The 18,063-nt window shown below is 73.8% G+C and carries 16 protein-coding genes and 1 tRNA gene; 2 read left to right on the top strand and 15 right to left on the bottom strand.

Annotated features, from left to right (window positions below; translation table 11 throughout):
* Positions 1–95: 95 nt before the first annotated feature.
* Entirely contained in the window at positions 96–479 is a 384-nt protein-coding gene (locus ACPCUX_RS01090) for a hotdog fold thioesterase (protein WP_043651213.1), read from the top strand.
* Positions 480–516: 37 nt separating this feature from the next.
* Here ACPCUX_RS01090 and ACPCUX_RS01085 read toward each other — a convergent pair whose 3' ends face one another.
* Entirely contained in the window at positions 517–1,182 is a 666-nt protein-coding gene (locus tag ACPCUX_RS01085) for a GNAT family N-acetyltransferase (protein WP_157837895.1), read from the bottom strand.
* Between the two features lie 235 nt (positions 1,183–1,417).
* Positions 1,418–2,038, bottom strand: coding sequence for an ANTAR domain-containing response regulator (locus tag ACPCUX_RS01080; protein WP_044144409.1), 621 nt, complete (start codon positions 2,036–2,038; stop codon positions 1,418–1,420).
* Between the two features lie 190 nt (positions 2,039–2,228).
* Here ACPCUX_RS01080 and ACPCUX_RS01075 point away from each other — a divergent pair.
* Positions 2,229–2,302: transfer RNA gene (locus ACPCUX_RS01075), tRNA-Leu, on the top strand.
* Positions 2,303–2,335: 33 nt separating this feature from the next.
* On the opposite strand, the gene ACPCUX_RS01070 is transcribed toward ACPCUX_RS01075, so the two are convergent.
* The 13 genes from ACPCUX_RS01070 to ACPCUX_RS01010 all read right to left on the bottom strand — a co-directional run bounded on the left by ACPCUX_RS01070 (position 2,336) and on the right by ACPCUX_RS01010 (position 18,060).
* A complete protein-coding gene (locus ACPCUX_RS01070) occupies positions 2,336–3,160 on the bottom strand; it encodes an alpha/beta fold hydrolase (RefSeq protein ID WP_423387993.1) in 825 nt (274 codons plus the stop codon).
* Positions 3,161–3,318: 158 nt separating this feature from the next.
* On the bottom strand, positions 3,319–3,675 hold the full coding sequence (locus tag ACPCUX_RS01065; RefSeq protein ID WP_170982112.1) for a hypothetical protein: 357 nt from the start codon (positions 3,673–3,675) through the stop codon (positions 3,319–3,321).
* A 58-nt stretch (positions 3,676–3,733) separates the two neighbouring features.
* Positions 3,734–4,600, bottom strand: a complete 867-nt coding sequence (locus ACPCUX_RS01060; protein WP_415296060.1) for a nucleotidyltransferase domain-containing protein — start codon at positions 4,598–4,600, stop codon at positions 3,734–3,736.
* 157 nt (positions 4,601–4,757) lie between these two features.
* Positions 4,758–6,188: a pyruvate kinase gene (pyk, locus tag ACPCUX_RS01055; RefSeq protein ID WP_021480418.1), complete on the bottom strand. Its 1,431-nt coding sequence runs from the start codon at positions 6,186–6,188 to the stop codon at positions 4,758–4,760.
* 112 nt (positions 6,189–6,300) lie between these two features.
* Positions 6,301–7,767, bottom strand: a complete 1,467-nt coding sequence (locus tag ACPCUX_RS01050; protein WP_034651002.1) for a glutamate synthase subunit beta — start codon at positions 7,765–7,767, stop codon at positions 6,301–6,303.
* On the bottom strand, positions 7,760–12,343 hold the full coding sequence (gene gltB / locus ACPCUX_RS01045; RefSeq protein ID WP_061267745.1) for a glutamate synthase large subunit: 4,584 nt from the start codon (positions 12,341–12,343) through the stop codon (positions 7,760–7,762). The genes ACPCUX_RS01050 and gltB overlap by 8 nt, the downstream gene beginning before the upstream one ends.
* A gap of 139 nt (positions 12,344–12,482) precedes the next feature.
* Positions 12,483–13,496: a prolipoprotein diacylglyceryl transferase gene (lgt, locus tag ACPCUX_RS01040; RefSeq protein WP_085387877.1), complete on the bottom strand. Its 1,014-nt coding sequence runs from the start codon at positions 13,494–13,496 to the stop codon at positions 12,483–12,485.
* On the bottom strand, positions 13,493–14,395 hold the full coding sequence (trpA, locus tag ACPCUX_RS01035) for a tryptophan synthase subunit alpha (RefSeq protein ID WP_423387992.1): 903 nt from the start codon (positions 14,393–14,395) through the stop codon (positions 13,493–13,495). Before trpA ends, lgt begins: the two co-directional genes overlap by 4 nt.
* Positions 14,392–15,648: a tryptophan synthase subunit beta gene (gene trpB, locus ACPCUX_RS01030; protein WP_043651228.1), complete on the bottom strand. Its 1,257-nt coding sequence runs from the start codon at positions 15,646–15,648 to the stop codon at positions 14,392–14,394. Before trpB ends, trpA begins: the two co-directional genes overlap by 4 nt.
* A gap of 139 nt (positions 15,649–15,787) precedes the next feature.
* Positions 15,788–16,600, bottom strand: a complete 813-nt coding sequence (gene trpC, locus ACPCUX_RS01025; RefSeq protein ID WP_043651188.1) for an indole-3-glycerol phosphate synthase TrpC — start codon at positions 16,598–16,600, stop codon at positions 15,788–15,790.
* 186 nt (positions 16,601–16,786) lie between these two features.
* On the bottom strand, positions 16,787–17,218 hold the full coding sequence (locus ACPCUX_RS01020; protein WP_168945483.1) for a DUF2752 domain-containing protein: 432 nt from the start codon (positions 17,216–17,218) through the stop codon (positions 16,787–16,789).
* A 12-nt stretch (positions 17,219–17,230) separates the two neighbouring features.
* Positions 17,231–17,788: a DUF4190 domain-containing protein gene (locus tag ACPCUX_RS01015; RefSeq protein ID WP_114553731.1), complete on the bottom strand. Its 558-nt coding sequence runs from the start codon at positions 17,786–17,788 to the stop codon at positions 17,231–17,233.
* Positions 17,785–18,060, bottom strand: coding sequence for an HGxxPAAW family protein (locus ACPCUX_RS01010; RefSeq protein ID WP_228075274.1), 276 nt, complete (start codon positions 18,058–18,060; stop codon positions 17,785–17,787). Before ACPCUX_RS01010 ends, ACPCUX_RS01015 begins: the two co-directional genes overlap by 4 nt.
* Positions 18,061–18,063 lie beyond the last annotated feature (3 nt).

Here is an 18,063-nt window from a genome sequence, read left to right as displayed (position 1 = left end):
ACACGCACGGTTCCGACCAGAACGCCGCCCCGACCGGGACGCCGACCCACGCCACCCCGTCGACACCCGACGCCCCGCGTCACGCCTACGAGGCGATGGGCCTGCGCACCGAGGGGACGCTCATCGAGCGCATGGGCATCGAGCTGGGCGAGGTGGGGGCCGACCGCGTCACCGCACGCATGCCCGTGGCGGGCAACACGCAGCCCGCGGGGCTGCTGCACGGGGGCGCGTCCGTCGTCCTCGCCGAGACGCTGGGATCCATCGCCGCGCAGCTGCACGGCGGGCCCGGGCGCGCGGCCGTCGGCATCGAGGTGAACGCGACGCACCACCGGGGCGTGCGCGACGGCTGGGTGCACGGCGAGGCGGTCGCGGTGCACCGCGGGCGCACGACGGCGAGCTACGAGATCGTCGTGTCCGACGACGAGGGTCGCCGCGTGTGCACGGCGCGCCTCACGTGCATGATCCTCGCGCAGGGCTGACCGGGGCGACGCCGGTCGCGGGGCGCGGGAGCCCGGCTCAGCCGGGCAGGGTCTCGCGCGTGTCGGCCGGCGTCACCACGCCCGCACGGCGGTTGTACTCGGCCTGGAACTCGCGCAGGTCGACCGGCCCCGACATCGTCTCGGTGCGGGCGCGCCGACGGCGCGCGATGAGGTCCTCGAGAGAGCGGGTGCCCCGGCGGGCCGGGGTGAGGTCGGCCGCGAGCCGTCGCTGCAGGACCGCCGTCGAGACGACGCGGTGCCCGGCCACCGGGCCGAAGCCCAGTCGCGCGAGGAAGCGCTGCACGCCGCGGGAACCGGGGATGGGCACGGAGTAGACGTGCGTCGCGCCGGACGACGCGGCGAGCTCGGCCGTCGCGCTGAGGAGCGCGTGGCCCACGCCGCGGCGCCGGGCGTCCTCCCCCACGTACACCGCCTCGACGTACAGGCTCGGCTCGTCCGCGAACAGGTGCGGGTCGAGCACGCGAGCCAGGACGAACCCGACGGGGCGGCCGTCGTGCAGGGCGACGAGCACGTTGCCGCCGGGCAGGGTGAGCAGCACCGACAGGTGCCGGACCAGGCGGTCCTCGTCGGGCGCGCAGATCTGCGCCCCGGACGCCGACTCGCGGCGTGCCTCCGAGCACAGCACAGCGATCCCCGGCAGGTCGTCACCGACCGCGGGCCTGACCTCCACTGCTGGGCGCACTGCGCTCCTCCTCGTTCGCACCGTGGGACCGGCGGCGGCACCGAGGGACGTGGGGCGTGAGAAGGTCCACGTCGCTCGGACAGCACCGTCGGCCGTCGACATGAGCACTACGTGGCGACCGTGTTCACCGCCCCGGAACTGCTGGACGCCAGTCCAAGACGATAGCCCGCCCGGAGCCCCGTGACAAAGGTCCTGATCAGGACCCCCGCGCGGCGCACCGGGCGCGGCGGGCGGCTCAGGCGCCGCCGACCTGCTCGATGACGGCGTCCGCGACCTCGCGCATCGTGAGACGGCGGTCCATCGACGTCTTCTGGATCCAGCGGAACGACTCCGGCTCCGACAGGCCCATCTTCGTCATGAGCAGGCCCTTCGCGCGGTCGACGCGCTTGCGCGTCTCGAAGCGCTCCGCGAGGTCGGCCACCTCGGACTCGAGGGCCGAGATCTGCGAGTAGCGCGAGATCGCGATCTCGACCGCAGGCAGCAGGTCCGCCGGGGTGAACGGCTTGACGACGTACGCCATGGCGCCGGCGTCGCGCGCCCGCTCGACGAGCTCCGCCTGCGAGAACGCCGTCAGCAGGACGACCGGGGCGGCGTGCGCCTTGCCGATCTGCTCCGCCGCGGAGATGCCGTCGAGCTCGGGCATCTTCACGTCCATGACCACGACGTCGGGCTTGAGCTCGAGCGCCAGCTTCACCGCCGTCGCACCGTCGCCGGCCTCGCCGACGACGTCGAACCCGGCGTCCCGCAGCGTCTCGACGACGTCGAGACGGATCAGGGCCTCGTCCTCCGCGACGACGGCGCGGCGCGCGGCGCGACCCGACGGAGCGGGGGTGGCGGCGGGCTCGGGCTCGATCATCGGGGGCAGGTCGAGCGGCTGCTTGTCCTCGGGCTGCGCTGTCTGGTCACTCACGGGACTCATCGTAGTGCGCCGCACCGGGTGCCGCCCCCGCGTTTCACCCTCCGAGGAGTGTGATTCTCGTGAAGGCGCGCGCGTGTGGTTCGATGGTGCCCGCGCGGCGGAGCCCGGCTGGGCCCTTCCGCGCGCGGCCCCGGTAGCCCAACCGGCAGAGGCGTTCGGCTCAAACCCGATCCAGTGTGGGTTCGAATCCCACCCGGGGCACCCCTCATCTCGGCAGGCGTACGGTGCTCGACGTCACGGCTCCTCGCGGTCGAGGAACTCCCGCGTCGTCGTGACGAAGGACTCCACGCTGGAGTACGGCAGCCCGTGCGGAGCCCCCGGGACCGTGACGAGCCGCCCGTCGGGCAGCGCGTCGACGAGTCGGCGGGCCCACGTCCCCGAGACGAGCGGGTCGCGGTCCCCGACGACCACGAGGACGGGCTGCGTGATGCTCTGCACCAGGTGGCTGACCTCGGCGCGGCGCGCCTGCTTCAGGGCCCGCACCGCCGCGACCGGACCGGCACGCAGGTAGTCCACGACGGCGATCGGCAGCAGCGACCACCTCTCGCGCGGGCCGTCGAGGAGCAGGCGCCACGCGCTCTGCCACCACCGGGGGTGCTCCGGGTCCCGGGAAGGGCCGACGAGGACGACCCGCCGGACCAGGTCGGGCCGCTCCGCGGCGAGATGACTGACGATCTGGCAGCCCAACGAGTGCCCGACGACGTCCGCGCCCGTCATGCCGAGCCCGTCCATCCAGCGGGCCACGACGTCCGCCATCTCGGCCATCGACGGCAGGTGCGGCGGACGACCGCTGCGCCCGACGCCCGGCAGGTCCAGTGCGGCGGTGCGGCGGTCCGTCCCGAGCCGGCGGACGCCCGGCTCCAGGTACCGGGTCGACAGCGCGAGCCCGTGCACGAGGACCACGTCCGCGGGTACGGTGCGACCCTCCGGGCGCTCTGCCCGGTCCGGCTCCGCGACGACGGAGTAGACCCGCACCCCGTCGATCAGGTCGTACCGCTCCTGGAGGGCCGGAAGGACCGTGCTCCCCGAGGAGCGCCCGCGCCGGTGCGCTCGGGCCACGACGGACCTCGCTCTCCCACCGTCCACCGGTGGCTGGATGGTCAGCACCGAGCGGACGCCGAGCGCTGGGCCCAGGGTAGAGGGCGAGGACGAGCGGTGCCGCGGGACTCGGGACGGCACGGACGGACCGCGGGGCCCCGCGCACGGACCGACGCCGTCTAGAGCTCGGGCCGCGCCGTGTCCAACACGACCGCCTCGCGCGCGGCCTCCCGGGCGGCGGCGCTCGCGTCGCGCGCCGCCTGCCGGGCGATCGCCTCGTCGCCGAGGAGAGCGGCGGAGTGCGCGACGGTCGCGGACGTCAGCGCGTCCTGCGCGCTGCGTGCGGCGGCCTCCGCCACCTGCTGGACCTGCTCGCACACGGTGGCGGCCGCCTCCGCGGTCTCGCGCGCGTCGCGGCGCGCGACGAGCGCACGGAAGGTCGCCTCGCGCGCGGCGGCCGCCGCGCCGTCGGCGTCGGGGTCGCTCGCCGCCGCGTACAGGTCCTGGTCGACGTCCTCGATCTGGTCGCTGGTCACCCACGTGAGGGTAGGGCCGACCCGCCGCGCTCGCTCGAGCGAGGCGCGCGCCCGTCGGTCACCGCCACTCCCCCGACGCGGCGCCCGGCGCGCCCGCAGCCGTCGTCGACCGCGACCCCGCCGGGCCGTACCGCGCGACCGCCGACCGGAAGAACTCCCCCGCCACCGAGCGAGCGGTCAGGGCCCCGGCCCCCGCCACCGTCACGGCCGCCGTGGCGGCGGCGAGCTCGTCGTCGACGAACCGGCGGAGCACGGCCGGGACGGGGCCCGCGCCCATCTCGCGCGAGACCGCCTTGAGCGCGACGAGCCCGGACGCCTCCTGCACCACCGCGCTCGGTGCCTCGCCCTCGTCGAGCAGCGTCGCGAGGCGCATGGGCGGGACGGCGTCCGGCCGCACGCGCAGCCAGCGCAGCGTCGCGGCCGGGCGCAGGACGTAGAAGAGCTTCTTGAGCGGCACGTCGTCCGCCGTCCACCAGCGCTCCCGCTGGCCGAGCGCGACGTGCAGGTAGTGGCGCCGCACGGTGTCGCGGTCGACGACCCGCTCGGCGAGCGCGAGCAGGTCCGCGCGGAACGCGGGGTCGCCGCGGTAGACGATCGGCGAGCGCAGCCACTCCAGCAGCGTCGCGTTCCCGCGCACGAGCAGCCGCACGGCCTTGACGAGGTCCCACCCGTTGACGTCCAGCACCGCGTCGAGCGGCGTCTCGACGACGTCGCGCCGCGGCCAGGGGTCGAGGTAGTCGGCCCCCGGGCGCACGTACACGAAGCGGCAGTCGTAGTCCGAGTCCGGCGACGGGAACCCCCACGCGCGGCTGCCGCTCTCCACCGCGAGCGGGACCGCGACGCCCTCGTCGCGCACGACGGCGTCCAGCCGCGCGTCGACCCGACGCACGACCGCGGGGTCCAGGGACGCAGGCACGGCTCGCATCCCGCGAGGGTAGGGGCGCGCCGGGGGCCGTGTCGCGGGCTTTCCCGGGCGCGCAGGACGACCGACGGCGGCGCCCCCGCGCAGGGGGCGCCGCCGTCGGGCAGCACGAGCGCCCGTGGCGGGCGCGCGGCGTCAGCTCCGGTGAGAGCTCCGGACGTCAGTTCCGGGTGTCGGAGTGGTCGCCGATCTTGTGCACGAGGATCGAGTTCGTCGTGCCCGGCTGGCCCACGGGGGCGCCGGAGACGACGACCACGAGGTCGCCGACCTCGGCGAGGCCGTTGGCCTGCAGGGTCGTGTCGACCTGGCCGACCATCGCGTCGGTGTTCTCCACCTCGGGCACCTGGTACGTCTGGGTGCCCCACGTGAGCGACAGGACGTTGCGCACGTGCTCGCGCGGCGTGAACGCGAGCAGCGGGATGGACGAGCGCAGGCGCGACATGCGGCGCGCCGAGTCGCCCGACTGCGTGAACGTCGCGAGGTACTTCGCACCGAGGATCTCGCCGATCTCGGCCGCCGCGCGCGTGATGGCGCCACCGCGGGTGTGCGGCGTCGAGCCGAGCGGCGCGATGCGCTCGCGGCCCGCCTCCTCCGTCGCCTCGATGATCCGGGCCATCGTCTGGACCGTGAGGATCGGGTACTCGCCCACGCTCGTCTCGCCCGAGAGCATGACCGCGTCGGCGCCGTCGAGGACGGCGTTGGCGCAGTCGGACGCCTCGGCGCGCGTCGGGCGCGGCGAGTTCGTCATGGACTCGAGCACCTGCGTGGCGACGATGACGGGCTTCGCGTTGCGACGCGCGAGCTCGACGATGCGCTTCTGGACGAGCGGCACCTGCTCCAGCGGGAGCTCGACCGCGAGGTCGCCGCGGGCGACCATGACGCCGTCGAACGCGTCGACGATCTCCGCGAGGTTCTCGACGGCCTGCGGCTTCTCGATCTTCGCGACGACGGGGACCGTGCGGCCCTCCTCGTCCATGATCCGCTTGACGTCCTCGAAGTCCTTCGCGGACCGCACGAACGACAGCGCGATGATGTCCGCGCCGAGCGCGAGGGCCCAGCGCAGGTCGTCCTGGTCCTTCTCGGAGAGCGCCGGCACGGAGACCGCGACACCCGGGAGGTTCAGGCCCTTGTTGTTCGACACCGGGCCGGCGACCTCGACGCGCGTGACGACGCGCGGGCCCTCGACGGCGGTGACGCGGACGAGCACCTTGCCGTCGTCGATGAGGATCGGGTCGCCGACGCGGGCGTCGCCCGGCAGGCCCTTGTGCGTCGTGGAGACGAGCTCCTTGGTCCCGACGACGTCCTCGGTCGTGATCGTGAAGGTGTCACCCTCCTCGAGCCAGTGCTTCTCGTCGCCCGCGAAGCGGCCCAGACGGATCTTCGGCCCCTGGAGGTCGACGAGGACGGCCACGGAGCGGCCCGACTCGGCGGCGGCCTCGCGCACGCCGTGGTAGACGGCCGCGTGCTCCTCGGCGCTGCCGTGGCTGCGGTTGATCCGCGCCACGTCCATGCCCGCGTCGACGAGCGCGCGGAGCTGCTCCTTCGACTCGGTCGCGGGTCCGATGGTGCAGACGATCTTTGCTCTGCGCATATCTCCAGCCTCTAGTCTTCCGACCGGCCAGGAGCCGGTCGTCGCGGGGTGCCCCTCCCTAGGATGCCCCGCTCATCGTCCCGGCGCCGGACATCCGACGTCGGGGTGCACGTCAAGCGCGCAAGGACACGGTGTTCGCGCGCACGGGCGCGGGCAGCTCGGTCCCTCCCTGAAGGTAGGCGTCGACGGATGCCGCCGCCGCCCGCCCCTCGGCGATCGCCCACACGATCAACGACTGCCCACGACCGGCGTCGCCGGCCACGAAGACCCCGGGCAGCGAAGACGCGAAGTCGTCGCCGCGCGCCACGAGGCCGCGCCCCGTGAGGTCCGCGCCGGTCTGGGTCGTGAGGGCAGCCGTCTCCGGTCCGGTGAAGCCCATCGCGACGAGCACGAGGTCCGCGGGGATCTCGCGCTCGGTGCCCTCCTTGGGCACGCGACGGCCGTCGGGCAGGTACTCGGTCTCCGCGACGCGCAGCGCGCGCACGGCTCCGTTCTCGTCGCCGAGGAACGCGACGGTCGACGCGAGGAACTCGCGCTCGCCGCCCTCCTCGTGGGACGAGGACACCTCGAACACGATCGGGTCGGTCGGCCACGGCTGGGTCGCGGACCGCTCGAGCGGCGGCTGCTTGCCGATCGCGAGCGTCGTGACGCTCGCCGCGCCCTGGCGCAGCGAGGTGCCGAGGCAGTCCGAGCCCGTGTCGCCGCCACCGATGACGATGACGTGCTTGCCCGTGGCCGTGATCTGGTCGGGCACCTCGTGCCCCGCCACGACCGCGTTCGCCTGGTGCAGGAAGTCCATCGCGAAGTGGATGCCGCCGAGCTCGCGCCCGGGCACCGACAGGTCGCGCGGCACCGTCGCGCCGGTCGCGACCACGACCGCGTCGTAGCGCGCCCGCAGGTCGTCCCACGTGATGTCGACGCCGATCTCGACGCCGGGGCGGAACCGCGTGCCCTCGGCCTCCATCTGCGCGACGCGGCGGTCGATGTGGTGCTTCTCGAGCTTGAAGTCGGGGATGCCGTAGCGCAGCAGGCCCCCGACGGCGTCGTCGCGCTCGTACACCGCGACGGTGTGCCCGGCGCGCGTGAGCTGCTGCGCGGCGGCGAGCCCGGCAGGACCGGACCCGACGACCGCGACCGTGAAGCCCGTGAGCCGCTGCGGCACCTGGGGCGTGACGTACCCGCGCTCGAACGCCTCGTCGATGATCGAGACCTCGACGTTCTTGATCGTCACGGGCGGCTGGTTGATGCCGAGCACGCAGCTCGACTCGCACGGCGCCGGGCACACGCGACCGGTGAACTCCGGGAAGTTGTTCGTCTCGTGGAGGCGGTCGATCGCGTCGGCCCACTGCTCGCGGTAGACGAGGTCGTTCCACTCGGGGATGAGGTTCCCGAGCGGGCAGCCCTGGTGGCAGAACGGGATGCCGCAGTCCATGCAGCGGCCCGCCTGCTCCTTGAGGAACGGCTGACCCTCCTCGAGGTGCGCGTGCACGTCCTTCCAGTCCCGCAGGCGCACGGCCACCGGGCGGTTCGGCGGGAGCTCGCGCTCCCGCACCTTCAGGAATCCGCGGGGGTCAGCCACGGGCCACCTCCAAGATCTGGTCCCACACGCCGGGCGCGGCCGGGTCGAGACCGGCCGACTCGGCCTTCTCGAGCGCCGAGCGCATGCGGGCGAAGTCGGTCGGCAGGACGCGCGTGAAGCGCTGCACCGCCGTGGCGAAGTCCTCGAGCAGCTCGGCCGCGAGCGGCGATCCGGTCTCCTCGTGGTGACGGCGGACGAGCCGCTCGACGAGCGCGACCTCGGCGTCCTCGAGCGGGCTCAGCCCGAGCTCGCCGGTCGCGAGCGCGCTCGTGTTCACGGCGCTCTCGCGCAGGTCGAGCACGTACGCGGTGCCGCCGGACATGCCGGCGCCGAAGTTGCGCCCGGTCGGGCCCAGCACGACGACCGTGCCGCCCGTCATGTACTCGCACCCGTGGTCGCCCACACCCTCGACGACGAGCGTCGCGCCCGAGTTGCGGACGCCGAAGCGCTCCCCGACGCGGCCGCGCAGGAAGATCTCGCCCGACGTCGCGCCGTAGCCGATGACGTTCCCGGCGACGACGTTGCTCGACCCGGTGAGGACCGCGTTGCGGTCCGGCCGCACGACGATCCGCCCGCCCGACAGGCCCTTGCCGACGTAGTCGTTCGCGTCCCCGAACAGGCGCAGCGTGACGCCGCGCGGGAGGAAGGCCCCGAGCGACTGGCCGGCGGACCCCGTGAGGGTCACGTCGATCGTGTCGTCCGGCAGGCCCTCGCCGCGGAAGCGCTTGGTCACCTCGTGGCCGAGCATCGTGCCGACCGTGCGGTTGACGTTGCGGACCGGCAGCGAGATCCGCACCGGCTCACGCCGCTCCAGCGCGTCCTCGGCCAGCGCGACGAGCTGGTTGTCGAGCGCCTTCTCGAGGCCGTGGTCCTGCGTCGTCGTGTTCCGCAGCGACGCGCCCTCGACGGGGACGGGCTTCTCGAGGATGGGCGCGAGGTCGAGACCCTGCGCCTTCCAGTGGTCGATCGCCTGGCGCGTGTCGAGGTACTCGACGTGGCCGATCGCCTCCTCGATGCTCCGGAACCCGAGGCGCGCCAGGTACTCGCGCACCTCCTCCGCGATGAACTCGAAGAAGTTCACGACGAACTCCGGCTTGCCCGTGAAGCGGGCCCGCAGCTCCGGGTTCTGCGTCGCGACGCCCACCGGGCACGTGTCCAGGTGGCACACGCGCATCATGACGCAGCCCGAGACGACCATCGGCGCGGTCGCGAAGCCGAACTCCTCGGCCCCGAGCAGCGCGGCCACGACGACGTCGCGCCCGGTCTTCATCTGCCCGTCGACCTGCACGACGATGCGGTCGCGCAGGTTGTTCAGCACGAGGGTCTGCTGCGTCTCGGCGAGGCCGATCTCCCACGGCGTGCCCGCGTGCTTGAGCGACGTCAGCGGGCTCGCGCCCGTGCCGCCGTCGTGGCCCGAGATGAGGACGACGTCCGCGTGCGCCTTGGACACGCCCGTCGCGACCGTGCCGACGCCGAACTCGGAGACGAGCTTGACGTGGACGCGCGCCGCCGGGTTCGCGTTCTTCGCGTCGTGGATGAGCTGCGCGAGGTCCTCGATCGAGTAGATGTCGTGGTGCGGCGGCGGCGAGATGAGGCCGACGCCCGGCGTGGAGTGCCGGGTCTTCGCGACCCACGGGTACACCTTGTGGCCCGGCAGCTGACCGCCCTCGCCGGGCTTGGCGCCCTGGGCGAGCTTGATCTGGATGTCGTCGGCGTTCGTCAGGTACTCGCTCGTGACGCCGAAGCGGCCCGACGCGATCTGCTTGACCTTCGAGCGACGCTCCGGGTCGTACAGGCGCTCGGGGTCCTCGCCGCCCTCGCCCGTGTTCGACCGACCACCGAGGCGGTTCATCGCGATCGCGAGGGTCTCGTGGGCCTCGGCCGAGATGGAGCCGTACGACATCGCGCCGGTGTTGAAGCGCTTGACGATCTCGCTCACGGGCTCGACCTCGTCGAGCGGCACCGCGGGGCGCTCGCCCTCGCGCAGCTCGAGGAGGCCACGCAGGGTCATGAGCCGCGAGGACTGCTCGTCCACGCGGTGCGTGTACTCGCGGAAGATGTCGAACCGACGCTCGCGCGTCGAGTGCTGGAGGCGGAACACCGTCTCCGGGTCGAACAGGTGCTCCTCGCTGTCGCGGCGCCACTGGTACTCGCCGCCCGTGGTCAGGCGGACGTGCGGGCGGTGGTTGCCGGAGCGCGGGTACGCGTCCACGTGGCGCGCCGCGACCTCGGCCGCGACGACGTCGAGCCCGATGCCGCTGAGGCGCGACGTCGTGCCCGTGAAGAACGCCTGCACGAGGTCGTGCGAGAGACCCACGGCCTCGAAGACCTGGGCGCCGCGGTAGGAGGAGATGGTCGAGATGCCCATCTTGCTCATGACCTTGAGGACACCCTTGCCGAGGCCCTTGATGAGGTTCGCGACGGCCTTGGCCGGGTCGACCGCGAGGTAGCCGCGGCGCGCGAGGTCCTCGACGGTCTCCATCGCGAGGTAGGGGTTCACCGCGGCGGCGCCGTAGCCGATGAGGAGCGCGACGTGGTGCACCTCGCGCACGTCCCCCGCCTCGACGACGAGCGACACCTGCGTGCGCGTGTGGCGCCGCAGGAGGTGGTGGTGCACCGCGCTCGACAGCAGCAGCGACGGGATCGGCGCGTGCTCGGCGTCCGAGTCGCGGTCCGACAGCACGATGAAGCTCGCGCCGGCCGCGACGTGCGCGTCGACCTCGGCGAAGATCTCCTCGAGCCGCGCGAGCAACGACTCGCCGCCGCCCGCGACGCGGTACAGGCCCTTGATCGTCACGGCGCGGAAGACGCCCGCGAGGTTCGGGTCCTTGTCGACGCGGATGATCTTCGCGAGCTGGTCGTTGTCGAGCACCGGGAACGGCAGCATGAGCTTGCGCGCGTGCTCCGGGGTGTCGACGAGCAGGTTCGGCTCGGGGCCGATCGCCCCGCCGATCGACGTGACGAGCTCCTCGCGGATCGCGTCCAGCGGCGGGTTCGTGACCTGCGCGAACATCTGCGTGAAGTAGTCGAAGAGCAGGCGCGGGCGCTTCGCGAGGACGGCGATGGGCGTGTCCGTGCCCATGGCGCCGAGGGGCTCGGCGCCCGTGTTGGCCATCGGGGTGAGGATGACCTTGAGCTCCTCCTGCGTGTACCCGAAGGCACGCTGGCGGCGCTCGACCGACGCGGGGCTGTGCGCGACGTGCTCGCGCTCGGGGAGCTGGTCGAGGTAGACCGCGTTCTCCGCGACCCACCGCGCGTACGGGCGCTGCGCCGCGAGCTGGGACTTGATCTCCTCGTCCTCGATGATCCGGCCCTGGCCGGTGTCGACGAGGAACATGCGGCCCGGCTCGAGACGGCCCTTGCGGACGATCGTCGCGGGGTCGAGGTCGAGCACGCCCGCCTCGCTCGCGAGCACGACGAGGCCGTCCTCGGTGACCCAGTAGCGCCCGGGGCGCAGACCGTTGCGGTCGAGGACCGCGCCGATGAGGGTGCCGTCGGTGAAGTTGAGGCACGCGGGGCCGTCCCACGGCTCCATGAGCGTCGAGTGGTACTCGTAGAACGCGCGCAGGTCCGGGTCCATCTCGGCGTGGTTCTCCCACGCCTCCGGGACCATCATGAGCACGGCGTGCGGCAGCGAGCGGCCCGACAGGTGCAGCAGCTCCAACACCTCGTCGAAGCTCGCCGAGTCGCTCGAGCCGTCGGAGCACACCGGGAGCAGCGGCGCGAGGTCGCCGAGGGCGTCGCTCGCGAGCGTGCCCTCGCGCGCGGCCATCCAGTTCCGGTTGCCGCGCACCGTGTTGATCTCGCCGTTGTGCGCGATCATCCGGAACGGCTGCGCGAGCGGCCAGGACGGGAACGTGTTCGTCGAGAACCGCGAGTGCACGAGCGCGATCTCGCTCGCGTACCGCGGGTCGGACAGGTCCGGGAAGAACGGCTCGAGCTGCGCCGTCGTGAGCATGCCCTTGTAGGTGAGCGTGCGCGCCGACAGCGACGCGAAGAAGAGTCCGAGCTCGTTCTCCGCGCGCTTGCGCAGACGGTACGTCCGGCGGTCGAGGTCGACGCCGGCCAGCTCGCGCGACGGGTCGGCCACGACGACCTGACGGAACAGCGGCATCGACGCGCGCGCGCTCGGGCCCACGAGGTCGGCCGTCACGGGGACGTCGCGCCAGGCGAGGACCTCGAGCTTCTCCTCGGCGGCGATCGCCTCGACCGCGCGGGCCGTGGTCGCGGCCGCCTCGGGGTCCTGCGGGAGGAACGCCATGCCGATGGCGTAGTGCCCGGCGGGCGGGAGCTCGGCGTCGACCACGTCGCGCACGAAGGCGTCGGGGATCTGCGTGAGGATCCCCGCGCCGTCGCCGCTGTTCTCCTCGGCGCCCACCGCGCCGCGGTGGTCCAGGTTGAGCAGGGCCGTGAGCCCCGCGTCCACGATGTCGCGTCCGGGCGTGCCGCGGAGCGTCGCCACGAAGGCGACGCCGCACGCGTCGTGCTCGGCGGCGGGGTCGTACAGACCGGATGCCGTGGGAGGGGCGGACAGGGCGGGTGCCCGGTGCGCGTCCCGATACTGCGGCGTGGTCATCAACACCGTCCTCACAGGCGCCCGACCGAGACGGCCGGGCTGGTTCCAGCTGGGGGGGTTCGGGACGTCGTCGGCCCTGGTGGACATGACGGAACCACCGGGCGGTCGCCCGGCGGATTCGCCGTTGAGTGACGGAGGCTCAGCGACCGGGGTCTGGTCGCGCGGCATCTGCCTGCTCGGACTCCTCCGAGTCGTCGGAGTCCGCGGTCTTCTCGGGGTCCGCGGCGTCGGTCGACTCCTCGACCGGCTCCGTGGGCTCCGTGGCGGGCGCCTCGCCCGGCGCGTCGAGGGACACCGTCTCCTCGCGCCCGGGGTGGCGACGCCCGACAACGATAAACGCTACCAACGCACCGACACCGACCAGGATCGAGGTCCAGACGTTCAGCCGGAGACCGAGGACGAGCTCGGCCTCGTCGATGCGCAGCATCTCGATCCACACCCGACCGAGCGTGTAGACGAAGACGTAGAGCCAGAATACCCGACCGTGACCGAGCCGGAACCGACGGTCCAGGTAGATCAGGAGCAGGGCAGCGGCGATGTTCCAGACCATCTCGTAGAGGAACGTCGGGTGGAACAGCGTGCCCGGCGGGTAGCCGGCCGCGGCGGCGACCGAGTCGTCGACCCGCAGGCCCCACGGCAGCGTCGTGGGCGAGCCGAACAGCTCCTGGTTGAACCAGTTGCCGAGGCGGCCGACGGCCTGCGCGAGGAGCAGCCCCGGGGCGAGCGCGTCCGCGAACGCCGGGAAGCTCACGCGCTGGCGACGGCACCCGATGTACGCGCCGACCGCGCCGAGCGCGACCGCGCCCCAGATGCCGAGGCCGCCCTCCCACACGTACAGCGCGCGGACGGGGTCCCCGTTCGGGCCCCAGTACGGGTCGGGCGTCGAGAAGACGTGGTAGAGCCGCCCGCCGACGATCCCGAACGGGACCGCCCAGAACGCGATCTCCAGGACGTCGTCGGCCTCTCCCCCGCGCTCCACCCAGCGACGCCGCGTGAGCCACAGGGCGACGCCGATCCCGGCGAGGATCGCGAGCGCGTAGGCGCGGATCGGGAACGGCCCGAGGTACCAGGTGTGCTGGGGCGGGCTCGGGATCGCCGCGGGCAGGACGCCCGCGGCCTCCACGAGCTGCCCGACGGCGAGCGCGGCGCTCATGCGACCACCCCGCCGGGCGCCGTCGTGCCGGGCTGCTCCTGACGGGCGGACCGCACCCCGGCCGCCAGCGAGGCGGCGACCGTGCGGAGCGCGGCGAGTCGCTCGTCCCACGGGGCGTCGCCCAGCAGGGGCCGGACGAACGCCGAGCCGACGATGACGCCGTCGGCGTAGCGCGCGACCTCCGCGGCCTGCTCGGCCGTGGAGACGCCGAGGCCGACGCACACGAGCTCGGCGCCCGCCGCGCGCGTGTCGGCGACGAGCCGCGCGGCCTGGGGCCCGACGGCGGCGCGCACGCCCGTGACGCCCATCGTCGAGGCCGCGTAGACGAAGCCGCGCGACGCGCGCGCGGTGAGCCGGAGGCGCTCCGGCGTCGAGCTCGGCGCGACGAGGAACACGCGGTCGAGACCGTGCGCCTCGGCGGCGTCCAGCCACGCGCGACCCTCGTCGGGGACGAGGTCGGCCGTGATGAGCCCGGCTCCCCCGGCCGCCGCGAGGTCGCGCGCGAACGCGTCGACGCCGTAGCGCAGCACGGGATTCCAGTACGTCATGACGAGCACCGGCACGCGCCCGCCCGTGCGCTCGGTGACGGCCGCGACGACGCGGAAGACGTCCGCGACGCGCGCACCGCCGTCGAGCGCCGCCTGGGCAGCGGCCTGGATGACCGGTCCGTCCATGACGGGGTCCGTGTACGGGATGCCGAGCTCGAGCACGTCCACGCCCGAGTCCACGAGCGCGAGCGCCGCCTCGACGGAGCGGTCGACCGTCGGGAAGCCGACCGGCAGGTAGCCGACGAGCCCCGCGCGACCCTCCGCGCGCAGCTCGAGCAGGCGGCGTGCGGTGGCCGACGCCGTCCCCGGCGTCGACGCCCCGGGTGCGTCCTGGGTCTGGGCGGCGCTCACAGCTGTCCCTCCGTGCCCGTCGCCGTCTCGGCGATCGCGTCGTCGTCCACGAGGTCGAACCACCGGGCGGCGGTCGCCACGTCCTTGTCCCCGCGCCCCGAGAGGTTCACGAGGATCACGTGGTCGGTGCGGCCCGCGGCCGCGGCCTCGCGCCCGATCCGCAGCGCGCCCGCGAGGGCGTGGGCCGACTCGATCGCGGGGATGATCCCCTCGGTGCGGCACAGCAGCCGGAACGCGTCCATCGCCTCGGCGTCGGTCACGGGCAGGTACGTCGCGCGGCCGAGGTCGTGTAGCCACGAGTGGGCCGGCCCGACGCTCGGGTAGTCGAGACCCGCGGACACCGAGTGGCTCGGCAGGGTCTGGCCGTCCTCGTCCTGGAGGAGGTACGAGCGTGCGCCGTGCAGGACGCCCGGCGCGCCGCCGCTGAAGCGGGCCGCGTGGCGGCCCGTCTCGATGCCCTCGCCCCCGGCCTCGAAGCCGAAGAGCTCGACGCCCTCGTCGTCGAGGAAGGCGTTGAAGAGCCCGAGCGCGTTCGAGCCGCCGCCCACGCACGCGGCGAGCGCGTCGGGCAGGCGCCCGATGCGGTCGAGGATCTGCGTGCGCGCCTCCTCGCCGATGACGCGGTGGAACTCGCGCACCATCTCGGGGAACGGGTGGGGCCCGGTCACGGTGCCGAGCAGGTAGTGCGTCGTGTCGACGTTGGCGACCCAGTCGCGCAGCGCCTCGTTGATCGCGTCCTTGAGGGTGCGCTGGCCGATCGTCACGGGGACGACCTCGGCGCCGAGGAGGCGCATGCGCGCGACGTTCAGCGCCTGGCGCCGCGTGTCCTCCTCGCCCATGTAGACGACGCACTCGAGGTCGAGCAGGGCGGCGGCCGTCGCCGTCGCGACGCCGTGCTGGCCGGCGCCCGTCTCGGCGATCACGCGCTTCTTGCCCATGCGCTTGACGAGCAGCGCCTGGCCCAGGACGTTGTTGATCTTGTGCGAGCCGGTGTGGTTGAGGTCCTCGCGCTTGAGGAAGACGCGCGAGGCGCCGGCGTGCTCCGCGAAGCGGGGCACCTCGGTGAGCGGGCTCGGGCGGCCGGTGTACTCGCGCTGCAGGCGCGCGAGCTCGGTCACGAACGCCGGGTCGTCGAGCGCCTTGCGGTACTCGGTCTCGAGCTCGTCGAGCGCGGCGACGAGCGCCTCGGGCACGTAGCGCCCGCCGAACTCGCCGAAGTAGGGACCCTCCTGGGTCGCGAGGGAGCGCGTCAGGTCGGCGCGGACGGAGTGCGCGCCGCTCGGAGGGGTGGTCGATGGTGTCGAGTCGGGCACGGGGCCGGTCCTCCTGCGTGGTGGGGTGTGCTGGGCCGGGGCGCGGCGCCTGCGACGTGACGGACGGTGCCGTCGTGCCTCAGGGCCGCACGGACCACAGCGACGGGTGCGACCCGGCCGCGACGAGGTCGGCGACGGACGAGCGCGGCGCGTCGTCGGTCACGAGCGCCTCGCCGACCAGCACGGCGTGCGCGCCGGAGCGGGCGTAGTCCATGACGTCGTGCGGCCCGCGCACGCCGGACTCGGCCACGCGGACGACCTCGTCGGGGATCGCGGGCGCGAGGCGCGCGAAGGTCGTGCGGTCGACGTCGAGCGTCTTGAGGTCGCGCGAGTTGACGCCGACGACCCGCGCCCCGGCGTCGAGCGCGCGCGTGACCTCGTCGAGCGTGTGGACCTCGACGAGCGCGGTCATGCCGAGCGAGTGCACGCGCTCGACGAGCGACGTGAGCACCGTCTGCTCGAGCGCCGCGACGATGAGGAGCACGATGTCCGCGCCGTGGGCGCGCGCCTCCCACACCTGGTACGGCGTCACGACGAAGTCCTTGCGGAGCACGGGGACGTCGACCCGCGCCCGGACGGCGTCGAGGTCGGCGAGGCTCCCGTTGAACCGCCGCTGCTCGGTGAGCACCGAGATCGCGGCCGCGCCGCCCTTCTCGTACTCCCCCGCGAGCTCGGCCGGGTCGGAGATGGACGCGAGCGCGCCCTTGCTGGGGCTCGACCGCTTCACCTCGGCGATGACGGCCACGGCGTCGTCCGCCTTGAGGCGGCTCACGCACTCGAGCGCACCGGGGACGCGGGCGGCTCGTTCCTTGAGCTCGTCGAGCGAGGTCGTCGCCTGGCGTGCCGCGAGGTCCTCGCGCACACCCGCGACGATGTCGTCCAGCACCGTCATCGTCCCACCACTCCCCGTGTCGTCCCGCCCCCTGCCGGGCCGGTCGGCCGGCGTGCACCCACAGGTTCGGGCCGACCCGTTGACAGGGAGGTACCTGCCATCGTAGAGCCGCCCCCGAGTGACGATGACCACGGCCCAGCCCCCGAGACGCGCGCGGCGCGGCCGGTCGCAGTCACGGCCGCCGGCTCAGGCGGCCACCGGGCCGAGCCACGGGGCCAGAGCGGGCACGTTGCGCAGCACCCCGAAGAGCACGAGCACGGCGAGCGACGTCCACGCCACCCCCGCGGGCACACGCGGCGCGGGGCGGCCGCGCCACGCACGGGCGAGCCACAGGCCCCACAGCACGACGAGCAGGGGGGCGACGACGACCCACAGCGGGTTCATGGACCAGGCCGCGGCCAGGTCGAGGTGCACGAGGTCGTGCGTGGCGCGCAGGCCTCCGCACCCGGGGCACGCGAGGCCCGTCAGGGCGAGCAGCGGGCACGTGACGTAGTGGCCCGGGCGGTTCGGGTCGACTGCGCCCACGTACGCCGTCGCGGCCGCGACGAGCGCACCGACGGCGAGCGGCGCCACGGCCTCGCGCGGCACCAGCCGTCGGCGCACCGCCTCGGACGTCACGTGACCGCCCCGTCAGTACTGGTCGGGGATCGTGCCGACCCAGGCGAGGACGGCGGGGAAGAACACCAGCAGGAGCAGCAGACCGATCGCGGACAGGCCGATCGCGACCCAGCCGAGGATGATCCCCGCCGTCGCCATGCCGTCGTTGTCCGCCTGGCCCTCCGCGACGGCACGCTTCGCCGCGTTGCCCACGATGACCGCGGGGATGCCCGTGAAGAAGCCGCAGCTGAGCACGAACGCGGCGATGCCCAGGACGAGGGACCAGATCGCGAGGTTGTTCTTCGGGTAGTACGGCGGCGGCGCGTACGCGCCGGCCGGGTACTGCTGACCGGGGTACTGCTGGCCCGGGTACGCCTGCGCCGGGTGCTGCTGCTGGCCCGGGTACGGCTGGCCGGGCTGCTGCTGACCCGGGTACGGCTGGCCGGGCTGCTGCTGACCGGGGTAGCCCTGGTCAGGACCCTGCGGGCCGGGGTGCTGCGCGCCGCCGGGCACCGACGAGCCGTACGGCGCCTGCGACCCGTCCTGCGGGGGCGTGGCGTCGTGCGGGCCCGGTTCCGGCGGCTGCGTCACCGCGCGTCCTGCTTCTTCTGCCCGTAGCCCATGTTGCGGAGCACGAGGCCGCCGACGAGCGCCACGGCCACGACGCCCATGCCGACCCAGAACAGCCAGACGGCGGCGACCACGACACCGATCGCGGCCACGAGGGCGCCGACCATGATGCCGATCATGGTGAACCACGCGGCGACGGTGTGGCCGTGGTTCGTGGGCGGTGCCGCGGGCGGCAGGTAGGCGATCTCGGTGGTCTGCTGGTTCTCGGCCATGAGGGTCGTGCCTTTCGTCAAGAT

It is taken from the genome of Cellulosimicrobium sp. AB352 (genome assembly GCF_049538415.1).
Taxonomy (GTDB): domain Bacteria; phylum Actinomycetota; class Actinomycetes; order Actinomycetales; family Cellulomonadaceae; genus Cellulosimicrobium; species Cellulosimicrobium funkei.
Note: the sequence above shows the minus strand (reverse complement) of the source record. Positions and strands in the feature narration are given on the sequence as shown.